This is a genomic window from Domibacillus indicus (genome assembly GCF_000970685.1).
GTDB classification, from domain to species: domain Bacteria; phylum Bacillota; class Bacilli; order Bacillales; family Domibacillaceae; genus Domibacillus; species Domibacillus indicus.
In genome coordinates this window covers 491,505-505,307 of sequence record NZ_LAJB01000002.1, presented here as the reverse complement: position 1 = coordinate 505,307, position 13,803 = coordinate 491,505, and the positions used below count along the sequence as shown (strand labels likewise).

The window sequence follows — 13,803 nt, the reverse complement described above, 5'->3', positions numbered from 1 at the left end:
TTAAGAAACATGAATCCATTCGAGTTACCAAAAAACCAGCCGGCAGAAGAAAGGAAAGAAGCCGGGCAGGAAATAAAACGGCTGTACGAAGAGCTTTTATTTGAAACAAACGAAAAAATTCATTTGAAACGGCTGTATACACAAGAAGATACAGAGAATCTTACGCACCCCAGCGACTTTCCGGGCATCGTGCCGTTTACACGCGGCCCATATCCGACAATGTATATAACACGTCCATGGACGATCCGCCAGTATGCTGGTTTTTCAACTGCCGAGGAAAGCAATGCCTTTTACCGCCGCAACCTGGCAATGGGGCAGAAAGGGCTGTCCGTGGCGTTTGATTTGCCGACTCACAGGGGTTATGATTCCGACCACCCCCGGGTTATCGGTGACGTGGGGAAAGCGGGAGTAGCGATTGATACGGTGGAAGACACGAACATTTTATTCAGCGGCATTCCGCTGGACCAGATGTCAGTGTCCATGACGATGAATGGCGCTGTGCTGCCAATTATGGCTTTTTATATCGTTTCGGCACAGGAACAAGGGGTTTCAAAGGAAAAACTGTCCGGAACCATTCAAAATGACATTTTAAAAGAATATATGGTCCGCAACACGTATATTTACCCGCCGGAAACGTCTATGCGGATTATTGCCGATATTTTCAGCTATACGTCTCAGTATATGCCGAAGTTCAATTCTATATCGATTTCCGGCTATCATATGCAGGAGGCAGGAGCGCCGGCTGATTTGGAGCTCGCCTATACACTGGCTGACGGGCTGGAATATGTGCGGACTGGCGTGAAGTCAGGAATTAACATTGACTCTTTTGCACCGAGGCTTTCCTTTTTCTGGGCTGTCGGCATGAATTATTTTATGGAAGTAGCCAAAATGCGTGCGGCCAGGAGATTGTGGGCCGAGCTGATCAGTCCCTTTAAGCCGAAAAATCAAAAATCCCTCATGCTTCGCACACATTCTCAAACATCGGGCTGGAGTTTAACAGAGCAGGATCCTTTTAACAATGTAACGCGCACACTTATCGAGGCACACGCGGCGGCCATGGGGCATACCCAGTCACTGCATACAAATGCGCTGGATGAAGCAATCGCTCTTCCAACGGACTTTTCAGCGCGGATTGCCCGCAACACCCAGCTGTTTCTTCAGGAAGAAACCGGCATCACAAAAGTAATCGACCCATGGGGAGGCTCCTATTACGTAGAAGCGCTGACCAGTGAATTAATGGAGCGTGCAAGGGCTCATATTGAAGAGATAGAGTCGCTTGGCGGCATGGCAAAAGCGATTGAAACCGGACTTCCGAAAATGAAGATTGAAGAAGCGGCAGCGCGGCGCCAGGCAAAAATTGACTCCGGTGAAGAAGCAATCATTGGTGTAAACCGGTATCGTCTCGAACGAGAAGATCCAATTGATATTTTGGATATTAACAATACGGCGGTACGGTTAAAGCAGATTGAACGTATTCAGCGTGTCCGCAAAAGCCGTGACGAAGCAAAAGTAAAAGGAGCGCTTCTGGCTATCACTGACTCTGTCCGGTCGGGCCAGGGCAACTTGCTGGAGCTGGCTGTTGAAGCGGCAGCGCTTCGGGCAACACTGGGGGAAATTTCGGATGCTGTGGAAGCTGTCAGCGGCAGGCATAAGGCGGTGATCCGGTCTGTGAGCGGGGTATACAGCTCGAATTTTTCTGATACGGAGCAAATGGAGGCTGTACAGCAGATGACGTCGGAATTTGCGGAACAGGAAGGACGCCGTCCGCGTATACTGGTGGCCAAAATGGGCCAGGACGGACATGACCGCGGGGCGAAAGTGATTGCTACTGCTTATGCGGACCTTGGATTTGACGTAGACATCGGCCCCTTATTTCAAACGCCGGAAGAAACAGCAAAGCAGGCGATTGAAAACGACGTCCATGCTGTCGGCTTTAGTTCTCTTGCTGCCGGGCATAAAACACTGCTGCCGGCTCTTATAAAGGAATTGGAAAAGCACGGCCGCGAAGATATTGTTGTATTTGTTGGCGGTGTGATTCCTGCGCAGGATTACGAGTTTTTAAAACAGCAGGGAGCAGCAGCCATATTCGGTCCCGGTACGGTCATTCCCATCTCCGCACAGGTGATTTTGGAAAAAATTTATGAGCGGCTCGGTTATGAGGAAGTGGCAGAATGACAAAGGAATATCATAAGAAAAGCACCGGTGCTTCCGCTCCACCCCGTAAAATATACCGAAAAAAAGAAGCGCGGCAGCCGGATTTATCTGCTTCTGCTGAAGAAATAAAAAAGGGATCAGTGAACGAGCTGGCAAAAGCAATCACCTATATTGAAAGCAATGCACCTCATCATTACACATACGGACAGGATCTGCTGCAGGCGATTCTGCCGGAAACCGGAAAATCTATTCGAATTGGCATTACCGGTGTGCCGGGCGCTGGAAAAAGTACATTTATTGAGTCATTGGGCGTCATGCTGTGTGAGCAGGGACACCGTACAGCCGTTTTAGCAGTGGATCCGAGCTCGTCCATTTCAGGGGGCTCAATTTTAGGAGATAAAACGAGAATGGAGCAGCTTGCCAGACATCCAAACGCCTTTATTCGTCCGTCTCCATCAGGCGGCATGCTGGGCGGTGTACACCGCAAAACGCGTGAAACGATGCTTTTATGTGAAGCGGCCGGCTTTGATGTAATTTTAATTGAAACGGTTGGTGTAGGACAAAGCGAATTTCTGGTGAGAGGAATGACAGACTTTTTTATTCTGCTTGCCCTGACCGGAGCAGGTGATGAACTTCAGGGAATGAAAAAAGGGATTATTGAGCTGGCTGATGCCGTAGTAGTGAACAAGGCAGATGGAGAAAACAAGCAGCTGGCTGAAAAAACGAAAAAAGAATACGATCAGTTTTTGCAGGTGCTGACGCCTTTCACCCCGGGATGGACGCCTAAAGCTTTTACATGCTCCGCTTTGCACCATAAAGGAATAAAAGATATATGGCAGGCAGTGAAGGCTTTTCAGTCGGCAGAGGGTGCGAAAGGAATAATAACGGAGCAAAGGCGCAGCCAGGCAAAAGAGTGGATGCATACTTTAATTGAAGAGCGGCTGCACCGTTTTTTTTATCAGCATCCCTATGTGAAAGCCCATATGGGCGATTGGGAAAATCAACTGATGGAGGGCCTGATAACACCTGCCCGGGCAGCAGAAAAGCTGTTGAAAGAAGTGCTGAAGGAAACAGATTAAAAAAAAAGGGCCGGCCGAATCGGATTCGGCTGGCCAATACAGGGAGTTTAGGGGTATGGATCCAGTTGCCTTATTATTCTACCCGCGTTTTTTAAAAGTAAACATTCTTTTTTTGTTTTTTATCATTCTTGAAAAATAGCCGGCTCTATTCGTTGAAATAAACACTTTTTTGCCTTATGATTAAGCTACTAAAAGCTTAAAGGAGAGAAAAACATGGGAATGGATTTTAACTTTTTCATGAATGATGTAGTTCGTCAGGCACGCGATGAAATCAAAGCGGCCGGCTATACGGAACTGACAACATCTGAAGATGTCGATAAAGTATTAAATGAGAAAGGCACAACGCTTGTAATGGTCAATTCCGTCTGCGGCTGTGCCGGTGGTATTGCACGGCCGGCAGCAGCACATTCTATCCATTACGATAAACGCCCGGATCGTTTAGTAACGGTGTTCGCTGGACAGGATAAAGAAGCGACAGCGAAGGCACGCAGCTATTTCACAGGCTACCCGCCGTCTTCTCCGTCTTTTGCTTTGATCAAAGATGGACAGGTTCAGGCAATGGTAGAACGCCATCAAATTGAAGGGCATCATCCAATGTCTGTTGTTGAACATCTGCAAACACTATTCGATCAGTATTGCGAAGAAGTGTAAGGATGGCTTGAAGCCCTGCCCGGTGCGGCGGGGCTTTCTCTTTAGTCTGGCGGCCGGTTCCTGGTGCTGCAGGGCAGGACACTGTTCTTCCAGCTCTTGAACCGAAACTTGAGGTGAAAGAAAGAATGATAAAAATCGGGTATCGAACGGCGAAAACGGCACTTGGCATCGCTATCTCTATTTTGCTTGCGGAATGGATCGGCCTGCATAACTCCGCATCAGCCGGTATTATTACGATTCTTTGTATTCAAAATACAAAGCAGCAATCGCTTAAAGCCTCCTGGACACGGCTGGCAGCCGGGATTATTGCACTTTTTTACTCGGCTTTGTTTTTCGAGCTGCTTCATTATCATGCTATCGTGATCGGTCTTATTTTAATTGTGTTCATTCCAACCACGGTAGCAGTAAAGGTGCAGGAAGGCATCGTTTCAAGTACCGTTTTGATTTTGCATATGTACGCTGCAAAAGGGTTATCAGCTGCTCTGGTTCTAAACGAAATAGGCCTTGTGCTGATTGGTGTCGGTGTTGCGCTTATTTTGAATTCGTACATGCCGAGTGTTGAAAATGATCTGGTAAGAATGCGCCAGCAGACGGAAAAGCTGTTTGAACGTATTTTTGAAGAAATTATCGCTTATTTGCAGACAAATAATCACAGCTGGGATGGCAAAGAATTAACGGAAACGGCAGATCTGCTTAAAAGGGCAAAATCACTTGCCTACAAGGATGTTCAAAACCATTTCACCCGCCATGACAGCTTGTTTTACCAGTACTTTACGATGCGTGAAAAGCAGTTTGAGATTATTGAACGGCTTATTTCGCTGGTGATTTCAATTTCACACCGTCCGGAGCAGGCTGAAATGATTGCTGTGTTTATGGAAGATGTAAAAGAACATATTCATCCGGGCAACACGGCAAAGCTTCACCTGAGCCATTTGAATGATTTAAAGCGGGAATTTGAAGAAATGCCGCTGCCGCAGACGCGTGAAGAATTTGAAGCGCGGGCTGCACTGCTGCAATTTGTACGGGAGATGGAGCGTTATTTGCTTATCAAGGCACGGTTTCGCGGCATGAAAAAAAGAGCAGCTGAAAAACGCCGCCCTTCTGTTACATAAACATGGTTAAGCCAAACATTATTGTTGAAATTAACATTGTAAACAGCATGATATACACAACAATTTTTTGAATCGTTTTATTGCGCATGAAACTCTCCTTTAAACGGTTGTTGTGTTTTATTGTACTGGCATTGAAAAGGTTTTTCAACGCGTTATTTCTTTATAATTGTGTCAAAGAAAGAACAATGCGCGCAGTTCTTCAAAGGGGGATGAAGAAATGAAAAAAGTCGATCATATAGGCATTGCGGTTTCATCGCTGGAGGAATCGCTCCCGCTGTACACGGAAGTGTTTGGAATGAAGCATGTAAAAACAGAACTGGTTGAGACGCAGGGAGTGGCTGTTGCTTTTCTGGATGGGGGAAATGTTAAACTGGAACTGCTCGAGCCGGCCAGTCCAGACAGCCCGATCGCCAAATTTATTGAGCGCCGCGGACAGGGAATTCATCATATTGCCCTTAAAGTAAAAAACATTGAAGAGCGGATTGTTGAAATGAAAGAAAAAGGCATCCAAATGATTGATAATGCTCCAAAGCCCGGGGCCGGCGGGGCAAGCATTGCTTTTATGCATCCAAAATCGACCGGCGGTGTGTTAATGGAGCTTTGTGAAAAAAGGGAGGAATTATCTTGACAGATATTTTTGACAGTATTCACGAATTGCAGGACCGGCGGCGGGAGGTAGAGCTTGGCGGCGGGGATGAACGGATTGCCAGGCAGCATGAAAAAGGAAAATTCACGGCACGCGAGCGGATTGATTTGCTTGTAGATCCCGGAAGCTTCGTTGAATTAAATCCGTTTATGGAGCACCGTATTGCTGATTTTGGCCTCGACAAAATAAAAGGCTCAGGGGATGGCGTGGTTACCGGCTACGGAAAAGTGAATGGCCGTCCTATTTATTTGTTTTCACAGGATTTTACCGTTTTTGGCGGTGCACTTGGTGAAATGCATGCCAAAAAAATTGCCAGCGTAATGGACCTGGCAGCCAAAAATGGTGCGCCTTTTGTCGGCTTAAATGATTCGGGCGGGGCACGTATTCAAGAAGGCGTTTTGTCCCTTGACGGCTATGGCCACATTTTTTATCGTAATGCCATTTATTCAGGAGTGATTCCGCAAATTTCCGTTATACTTGGACCCTGTGCGGGCGGTGCGGTATACTCACCGGCAATTACTGATTTTGTGCTGATGGCAGATAAAACAAGCCAGATGTTTATTACGGGGCCGAAAGTGATAGAAACGGTTACCGGAGAACAGATTTCTGCCGAAAACCTGGGCGGCTCCAAGGTACATAACACAGTGAGCGGCAATGCGCATTTTCGAGGAGAAACAGAAGAAGAAGTCTTGCAAATGGTGCGGGAGCTCTTATCTTACCTGCCGCAGAACAGCCAGCAGAAAACACCGATTCTGGAGGATATAAATGAAAGCGATTACCGTCCCGATTTAGCGGATATAGTGCCGTTTGACGGGCTGCGCCCATATGATGTCCGCAAGGTGATTGACCAGGTGGCTGATCAGGATTCCTTTATGGAGGTTCAAAGAGAATTTGCCAGAAACATTGTGGTCGGCTTTGCACGTATAAAAGGCGAAACGGTGGGGCTTGTATGCAATCAGCCAAAATGGATGGCCGGGGGCCTGGATATTGATTCTTCGGATAAAGCCGCGAGATTTATCCGCTTTTGCGACTCCTTTAATATTCCCCTTATCACGTTCGAAGACGTATCCGGCTTTTTTCCGGGCGTCCAGCAGGAGCATGGGGGCATTATCAGGCACGGCGCAAAAATTTTATATGCTTATTCGGAAGCGACTGTGCCAAAGATTACCGTCATTTTGAGAAAAGCATATGGCGGTGCTTATGTCGCTTTGAATTCTAAATCGATCGGTGCTGATCTTGTTTTCTCCTGGCCCAACGCGGAGATTGCCGTAATGGGACCTCAGGGAGCCGCTAACATTATTTTTGCCCGGGACATTGCTTCAAGCCATGATCCGGAAGCAGCGCGCGCTGAGAAGGTGGAAGAATACCGGAAGAAATTCGCCAATCCATATATCGCAGCGGCGCGCGGTATGGTCGATGACGTTATTGACCCGCGGGAAACGCGTATTAAGGTGATTCAGGCTCTCGAAATGCTGCGGACAAAACAGGAGGAACGGCCAAAGAAAAAACATGGAAATATCCCATTATAAAAAGCAGCAGCCGGAGAAGAAACGCTTCCGGCTGTTTTTTTGCCATAAAACGTTTATAATTGAATAGCCAGAAAATTTGGAGGTGCAGCGTGGTTAATGAAGAGCGTTTATTAAATGAATTTTTGGAACTCGTCCAGATCGATTCCGAAACAAAACATGAACAGAAGATTGCCAGATCGTTAACAGAGAAATTTACTGCGCTTGGCGTCCATGTACAGGAAGATGATGCGGCTGCCAGAACAGGGCACGGAGCCGGCAACCTGATTTGTACACTGCCCGGCAGCAAGCCGGGCGTCGATCCGATTTACTTTACATCTCACATGGACACAGTTGTACCCGCAAACGGTGTAAAACCTGTGGTAGAAAACGGGATTGTAAAAACAGACGGAACAACAATTCTCGGTGCTGATGATAAAGCCGGACTGGCTGCGATGTTTGAGATGATCCGCCAGCTGAAAGAGCGGAACATTCAGCATGGGGACATTCAGTTTATTATCACTGTCGGCGAAGAGTCCGGGCTTGTGGGCGCGAAAGCCCTTAATTCGTCGCTCGTAAAAGCAAAATATGGCTTTGCGCTTGACAGCGATGGCGATGTTGGTAATGTTATTGTCGCGGCACCGACGCAGGCAAAAGTAACAGCGCGTGTGTATGGGAAAACAGCTCATGCCGGCGTAGCTCCGGAAAAAGGAATTTCCGCTATTACACTGGCGGCCAAGGCCATTTCCCGAATGCCGCTTGGGCGCATTGATGAGGAAACAACAGCTAATATCGGCCGTTTTGAGGGTGGACGCGCAACGAATATCGTCTGTGACTATGTGGAGATTTTGGCGGAAGCCCGTTCTCTTGAGCCGGAAAAAATGGAGAAGCAGACGGCTAAAATGAAGGAAGCCTTCGAAAAAGCAGCGGCAGAAATGGGCGGACGCGCTGAAGTGGAAATTGAAGTAATGTATCCCGGGTTTAAGTTTGGCGCCGAAGATCATGTAGTCAAAGTTGCACAAAAAGCAGCCGCAAAAATCGGGCGTCCGTCGGAATTATTAACGAGCGGAGGCGGCAGTGATGCAAATGTAATCGCCGGCTTTGGGATACCGACGGTTAATCTTGCTGTCGGATATGAAGATATCCACACAGTAAATGAAAAAATGCCGGTGAAAGAACTTGTAAAACTGGCCGAGATGGCTACAGCGATTGTTGAAATCGTTGCGGAATAAAAAGCGGCCAAAGAAAGAAGAAAAGGCGTTTATGACAAAGCCCGGACTGGAATAAAGACGAGCTTGACAGCTATTTGATTGAAATTACTGCTGACATATTTGACTCTGGATGAAGCAGCCCAAAAAGAAAAAAGCACCGGTTGTTTTCGGTGCTTTTTTCTGTTAATTGCAAATATCCACATCAAGCATATTGAGCGGCCACCAGAAGAAGCCATCTTTCTCGAGCAGCTCATCGGCTGCTTTTGGCCCTTTTGTGTTTGCCGGGTAGTTCGGGAACGCAGCTTTTTCCTTGCGCCATGCTTCAGAGATTACATCAACAAAGCTCCAGGAAAGCGATACTTCATCCCAGTGGGTGAAGTTCGTTGAATCCCCGCGCATCGCATCATGAATGAGCTTTTCATAGGCTTCCGGCGTATTCATGACATCCACGCCGCTGTTTGCGTAGCTGAGCTTCACCGGTGTTGTTTGCAGTTGATGGCCGGCACGTTTTGCATTTAAATGAAGGGTAATTCCTTCTTCCGGCTGAATATGAATAACGAGCAGGTTCGGCTCCATTTCTTTATCATCCGGACGGTAATAAAGGTTCATGGGAATATCTTTAAATTGAACAACAATTTTTGTTGATTTCAGCGGCATCCGCTTGCCCGTACGAATATAAAACGGGACACCTGCCCAGCGGAAATTATCGAACATAATTTTGCCGGCAACATACGTTTCTGTGTTTGATTCCGGATTCACATTGATCTCTTCACGATAGCCTGGAAGCTGTTCGTCTTCATTCGGTCCGTACTGCCCGCGGACAAAATAGTCATTGACCGTATCCAGCGTTAAAGGACGCATGGAGCGGAAAGCACGCACTTTTTCAAGGCGGATTTCATCATCCTGCAGGCTGATCGGCGGCTCCATGGCAAGAAGGGAAACCATCTGCAGCATATGGTTCTGGACCATATCTTTCAGGGCTCCGCTAGTTTCGTAATAGCCGCCGCGTTCTTCTACACCGAGTGTTTCACTGGATGTGATTTGAATATTGGAAATGTAACGGTTATTCCAAAGCGGCTCAAACAGCGCATTTGCAAAACGGATTGCTTCAATATTTTGTACCATTTCTTTGCCGAGATAATGGTCAATCCGGTAAATATCCTTCTCATCAAAGGATTGCCGGATCTGGGCATTAAGCTCCTGGGCAGAAGGCAGGTCATGGCCAAATGGCTTTTCAATCACAAGCCGCCCAAAGCCGTTTGTGTCCGTTAAGCCGTCCAGCTTTAAATGATCGGAAATGGTACCGAAAAATTCCGGAGCCATGGCGAGATAGAAAAGACGGTTGCCGCCAAGAGAATAGGTTTCATCAAGCTCATCGGCAAGTGCACGCAGCGAAGCATACGATTCGGAATCAGAGACATCGTGCGGCAAGTAATAAAAATGTGAAATAAATTCATCTATTTTGTCGTGAATCGAAGTAGATTCCATGACGGATTTTTTTACATGCTCGCGAAAAATGCTGTTGTCCCATGGACGACGGGCTGTTCCAATAACAGCGAAGCCAGAAGACAGATGCCCTTTCCGGTAAAGGCGGTAAAGGGATGGATATAATTTTCGTTTGGCTAAATCTCCTGTTGCCCCGAACAGGATTGTCAGCGCTGAAGGTGTTTCAGATTGTTTCACGGTACTAACCTCGCTTTTGAGATTCATTTTTATACTATTGCATTTTTTCACAAAACAGTGAAAGTGACAAGTATTTTTGTTTATGGTACATATATGTCAAAAGAAGACGAATAAAGGGAGTGTTTTTTATCGAACTTTTATTTCTTGGAACCGGAGCCGGTGTTCCGGCTAAACGGCGCAATGTTACATCAATTGCTTTGAAAATGCTGAATGAGCGCGGTGCCGTCTGGCTGATTGACTGCGGCGAAGCAGCGCAGCACCAAATTTTACATACAACCCTTAAACCGCGCCGGATTGAAAAGATTTTTATTACCCATTTACATGGGGATCATATTTTTGGCCTGCCGGGTCTGCTGGGCAGCCGTTCTTTTCAGGGCGGCACAGAGCCGCTTACGGTTTACGGACCGGCCGGCATTCGGGCATTCATTGAAACAGCGCTCCAAATTAGCACAACCCATCTTCAATACCCGCTTTTTATAGAAGAAATTGAAGAAGGCATACTATTTGAAGACAGCCACATAACCGTTACAGCCGGAAAGCTTGACCATGGGATTGAGTCATACGGCTACCGCTTTGCAGAAAAAGATAAAGCCGGAGAACTGCTTGTCGAAAAACTCCGGGCAGATAATATTCCGCCGGGTCCCATTTATAAGCAAATCAAGAATGGACAGGCCGTTACGCTTCCAGACGGACGGACCATTGATCCGGCTCCTTATACAAGCAGTCCGCAGCCGGGAAAAGTGGTCACGATTCTGGGTGATACAAGGCAGTGTGACACAGCCGTACTTCTTGCGAAAGGAGCAGATATGCTGGTGCATGAAGCAACGTTCAGCGCGGAAAATGAAAAAATGGCCCGCGATTATTTTCATTCCACGACTGTTCAAGCAGCAGAAACGGCCTTGCGCGCCGGCGCTAAAAAACTATGCTTAACGCATATCAGCTCCCGTTACACAAAAGAAGACGAACAGCAGCTGTTAAAGGAAGCCGCTGACCGCTTTGAACCTGTTGTACTCGCTCATGACTTTATGGAAGTGCCCATTGATTAGCGAATATAAGCATTTCCAAGCCGTTTAGACTGGACGGCGGCTTCTTTTACGCCGGCCGCAACCGCCTGCTTAACGCGGAATTCGTCAAATGTCCGGATAGCAGCTTCAGTAGTGCCGCCAGGGCTGGTGATCGCTTTTCTAAGTACAGCAGCCTGTCCGTTATTTTTCGCAAGCATGCTGGCGGCGCCAAGAAGTGTTTGAATAAGGAGCTCTTTTGCTGTTTCATGCTCAAGGCCCAGCTCTTCACCGGCCTGCTGGATTGCTTCTGCCACATAATAGAAGTAAGCGGGCCCGCTGCCCGAAACAGCTGTTACAGCATCCATCTGTGATTCGTCTACGGTGATTGCTGTGCCGATTGCCGAAAACAACTCAATCGCCGCTTGATGCTGTTCCTCTGTTACATAGCGGTTTAAAGCGATAGCTGTAGCCGATTTTCCAACAGCCGCCGAGGTATTGGGCATGGATCGGATAATCGAACAAGGCTTGCCAATCACTTCTTCCATAAAATCAAGGCTGACCCCTGCAAGCAGGCTGATGACCAGCGATTTTTCATGGATAAAGGAGCGGATGCTGTGGAGGCCGGCCTCTGCATCTTTCGGCTTCATTGCCAGCACGATAAGATCGGCGTCCAGCATAGCTGTTTCCGCCTCATAACCGGCTCGGACACCAAATTCTTCAGACAGCTGCTGAAGGCGGACAGTATTCGTTTTGTTTGTGACATATGTATGGCCGGCCTGCAGCGCCCCGTTTTTTAGTGCCCCGGCAATAATGGCTTCGGCCATAGAGCCAGCGCCAATAAAAACTGCTTTCACGTTCATTCCTCCCTGTTGCCTAAACATTTTGACTTTTCAAGTGATTATGCGGAATAATCGTGTATCTGTCAAGAGAAGAAAGGGAAATGAATGACAATTCACAAGGGAAGCGTTACACTGTTACCATAAATACGGCATTTTAAATAGGTATGAGGTGGACAATATGGGAATTGAATTTTTTAAAGATATCATTAAAATTACGCTGCCGACACCTTTTCCAATCGGCGATGTAAATACATATATTGTAAAAGGCGACCGCCTGACTCTTGTGGATGCGGGAGTCAACACACCGGAAGCAAAAGCGGTTTTTAAAGAGGGACTGCGGAAGGCAGGGTATCAGCTTTCTGATATTGAGCAGGTAATCCTGACCCATCATCACCCTGATCATATCGGCCTGCTCGATCAATTTTCGGCTGAGATTTACGGACATGAATACGGGAAAAACTGGCTGTCTTACAATGCCCCGTTTATGAATTGGCGCAACGAGTTTTTTCTTCAGTTATTTACTGAATTCGGAGTTCCGCCGCATATGCTTACGATCCTGGGGAATTTAGAAAAAACGCTTCGGTTTGGATCGCAGAACAGCCGGCTTGCCGGTTTTTTAAAAGAAGGGGATACTATGCCGGGCCTGCCGGATTTTCATGTGTTTGAAACACCGGGACACGCGCAAAGCCACCTTGTTTTTTACCGAGAAAAAGACGGCCTTCTTTTGGCGGGTGACCATATTTTAAAAACTGTTTCCTCCAATCCGCTCATTGAACCGCCAATGGAGCCGGGAGGAAAGCGGGCAAAGTCACTGCTTCAATACCACCGCTCTTTAAAGAAAATACTGGAGCTTGATATTCAGCGCGCTGTGACCGGCCATGGCAATGATATTGCGTCCATTCGCCCTCTGCTTGAACGCCGTTTTGAACGGCAGCGCGAGCGGGCAGAGCTGGTATTATCCATGCTGCGCAAAAAACCAATGACCGTCTTTGATGTATGTGTTCAGCTGTTTCCCGAAGTTTATAAAAAAGAAACGGGCCTGACACTGTCCGAAACAGTCGGCCAGTTTGATTATTTGCTTGAACAGGGGAACATTCAAGTAGACCGGATTGAAAATGGAGCGATCTATTATTATGGGAAATAGCAGGCGGGAAGTGGTCGTCATTACGGGTGCCTCGTCCGGCCTTGGGCTGGAACTGGCGAAAGCCGCAGCGGAAAAAGGATTTCATCTGGTCCTGGTTGCCCGGCGGCTGGACCGTTTAAAGAAGCTTCAGGATAAAATCAGCGGGCAGGCAGGCTCTGTCCGCATTTTTCAGGGCGACGTAACAGACCGGCCGGCGATTGAAAACGTATTTAACGAAATCGGCACCGTAGACGTACTGATCAACAACGCGGGTGTAGGCTACTTTACATGGACCCATGAAACAAAGCCGCATGAAACGAAGCAAATGATTGATGTAAACGTAATAGGACTCATCACGTGCTGTGAACAGGTTCTGCCGCAAATGATGGCGCGAAAAAGCGGCCACATTATCAACATCGCTTCCCAGGCCGGTAAACTGGCAACACCAAAATCGGCGGTTTACGCGGCAACAAAGCATGCCGTGATGGGATATACAAACAGCCTGCGGATGGAGATGGCGCGGTATGGGGTTTTTGTGACCGCTGTTAATCCGGGCCCTATTGCTACTCCGTTTTTTGAGCAGGCGGACCCGGACGGAACCTATGTGAAAAATGCCGGCCGGTTTATGCTTGATCCGGCTCATGTTGCCTGGAAAACGGCCGGCGTAATCGGGCGGCCGGTACGGGAAGTCAATCTGCCGGGCTGGATGGCAGCCGGCAGCAAAATTCATTCATTGTTTCCTAAAACGGTCGAAAGGCTTGGAAGGAACGCGTTTTTTAAAAAATAAAAGGAGCCG

Annotated in this window: 13 protein-coding genes; 10 read left to right on the top strand and 3 right to left on the bottom strand. The window is 47.6% G+C overall.

The window, feature by feature from the left end:
• Window positions 1-9 precede the first annotated feature (9 nt).
• The 4 genes from scpA (at window position 10) to VP98_RS02895 (ending at window position 4,996) form a co-directional block, all read left to right on the top strand.
• Window positions 10-2,175: a methylmalonyl-CoA mutase gene (gene scpA, locus VP98_RS02910; RefSeq protein ID WP_046174128.1), complete on the top strand. Its 2,166-nt coding sequence runs from the start codon at window positions 10-12 to the stop codon at window positions 2,173-2,175.
• Window positions 2,172-3,233, top strand: a complete 1,062-nt coding sequence (gene meaB, locus VP98_RS02905; RefSeq protein WP_046173784.1) for a methylmalonyl Co-A mutase-associated GTPase MeaB — start codon at window positions 2,172-2,174, stop codon at window positions 3,231-3,233. The genes scpA and meaB overlap by 4 nt, the downstream gene beginning before the upstream one ends.
• 213 nt (window positions 3,234-3,446) lie before the next feature.
• Window positions 3,447-3,884, top strand: a complete 438-nt coding sequence (locus VP98_RS02900) for a BrxA/BrxB family bacilliredoxin (RefSeq protein WP_046173783.1) — start codon at window positions 3,447-3,449, stop codon at window positions 3,882-3,884.
• A gap of 125 nt (window positions 3,885-4,009) precedes the next feature.
• Window positions 4,010-4,996, top strand: a complete 987-nt coding sequence (locus tag VP98_RS02895) for an aromatic acid exporter family protein (protein ID WP_046173782.1) — start codon at window positions 4,010-4,012, stop codon at window positions 4,994-4,996.
• Here the strand turns inward: VP98_RS02895 and VP98_RS19180 are convergent.
• Window positions 4,989-5,045 (bottom strand): hypothetical protein, encoded by a 57-nt coding sequence (locus tag VP98_RS19180; RefSeq protein WP_231584113.1) that lies wholly within the window; start codon window positions 5,043-5,045, stop codon window positions 4,989-4,991. The two genes, VP98_RS02895 and VP98_RS19180, sit on opposite strands and share 8 nt — an antisense overlap.
• 168 nt (window positions 5,046-5,213) lie before the next feature.
• Between VP98_RS19180 and mce the strand changes: the two genes are divergently transcribed.
• From mce to VP98_RS02880, 3 genes are all read left to right on the top strand, one after another.
• A complete protein-coding gene (gene mce, locus VP98_RS02890) occupies window positions 5,214-5,624 on the top strand; it encodes a methylmalonyl-CoA epimerase (RefSeq protein ID WP_046173781.1) in 411 nt (136 codons plus the stop codon).
• Window positions 5,621-7,171, top strand: a complete 1,551-nt coding sequence (locus tag VP98_RS02885) for an acyl-CoA carboxylase subunit beta (RefSeq protein WP_046173780.1) — start codon at window positions 5,621-5,623, stop codon at window positions 7,169-7,171. Before mce ends, VP98_RS02885 begins: the two co-directional genes overlap by 4 nt.
• A gap of 89 nt (window positions 7,172-7,260) precedes the next feature.
• Window positions 7,261-8,379 carry a M20/M25/M40 family metallo-hydrolase gene (locus VP98_RS02880; protein WP_046173779.1) on the top strand — a complete coding sequence of 373 codons (1,119 nt, stop codon included), beginning with the start codon at window positions 7,261-7,263 and terminating at the stop codon, window positions 8,377-8,379.
• Between the two features lie 162 nt (window positions 8,380-8,541).
• On the opposite strand, the gene zwf is transcribed toward VP98_RS02880, so the two are convergent.
• The gene (zwf, locus tag VP98_RS02875; protein WP_046173778.1) at window positions 8,542-10,041 is read right to left on the bottom strand and encodes a glucose-6-phosphate dehydrogenase; all 1,500 of its coding nucleotides are present in this window, start codon (window positions 10,039-10,041) and stop codon (window positions 8,542-8,544) included.
• 128 nt (window positions 10,042-10,169) lie between these two features.
• Between zwf and rnz the strand changes: the two genes are divergently transcribed.
• Complete coding sequence (gene rnz, locus VP98_RS02870) at window positions 10,170-11,087, top strand: ribonuclease Z (protein ID WP_046174127.1); 918 nt, start codon at window positions 10,170-10,172, stop codon at window positions 11,085-11,087.
• Here the strand turns inward: rnz and proC are convergent.
• Complete coding sequence (proC, locus tag VP98_RS02865; RefSeq protein WP_046173777.1) at window positions 11,084-11,905, bottom strand: pyrroline-5-carboxylate reductase; 822 nt, start codon at window positions 11,903-11,905, stop codon at window positions 11,084-11,086. The two genes, rnz and proC, sit on opposite strands and share 4 nt — an antisense overlap.
• Window positions 11,906-12,062: 157 nt before the next feature.
• Between proC and VP98_RS02860 the strand changes: the two genes are divergently transcribed.
• Window positions 12,063-13,028: an MBL fold metallo-hydrolase gene (locus tag VP98_RS02860; RefSeq protein ID WP_046173776.1), complete on the top strand. Its 966-nt coding sequence runs from the start codon at window positions 12,063-12,065 to the stop codon at window positions 13,026-13,028.
• Window positions 13,018-13,794, top strand: a complete 777-nt coding sequence (locus VP98_RS02855; RefSeq protein WP_046173775.1) for an SDR family NAD(P)-dependent oxidoreductase — start codon at window positions 13,018-13,020, stop codon at window positions 13,792-13,794. Before VP98_RS02860 ends, VP98_RS02855 begins: the two co-directional genes overlap by 11 nt.
• Window positions 13,795-13,803: the final 9 nt, after the last annotated feature.

Excerpts from the sequence above, each read along its gene's own strand:
- scpA (WP_046174128.1), top strand. The coding sequence starts at position 10 with ATGAATCCATTCGAGTTACCAAAAAACCAGCCGGCAGAAGAAAGGAAA.
- meaB (WP_046173784.1), top strand. The coding sequence starts at position 2,172 with ATGACAAAGGAATATCATAAGAAAAGCACCGGTGCTTCCGCTCCACCC.
- VP98_RS02900 (WP_046173783.1), top strand. The coding sequence starts at position 3,447 with ATGGGAATGGATTTTAACTTTTTCATGAATGATGTAGTTCGTCAGGCA.
- VP98_RS02895 (WP_046173782.1), top strand. The coding sequence starts at position 4,010 with ATGATAAAAATCGGGTATCGAACGGCGAAAACGGCACTTGGCATCGCT.
- mce (WP_046173781.1), top strand. The coding sequence starts at position 5,214 with ATGAAAAAAGTCGATCATATAGGCATTGCGGTTTCATCGCTGGAGGAA.
- proC (WP_046173777.1), bottom strand. The coding sequence starts at position 11,905 with ATGAACGTGAAAGCAGTTTTTATTGGCGCTGGCTCTATGGCCGAAGCC.
- VP98_RS02860 (WP_046173776.1), top strand. The coding sequence starts at position 12,063 with ATGGGAATTGAATTTTTTAAAGATATCATTAAAATTACGCTGCCGACA.
- VP98_RS02855 (WP_046173775.1), top strand. The coding sequence starts at position 13,018 with ATGGGAAATAGCAGGCGGGAAGTGGTCGTCATTACGGGTGCCTCGTCC.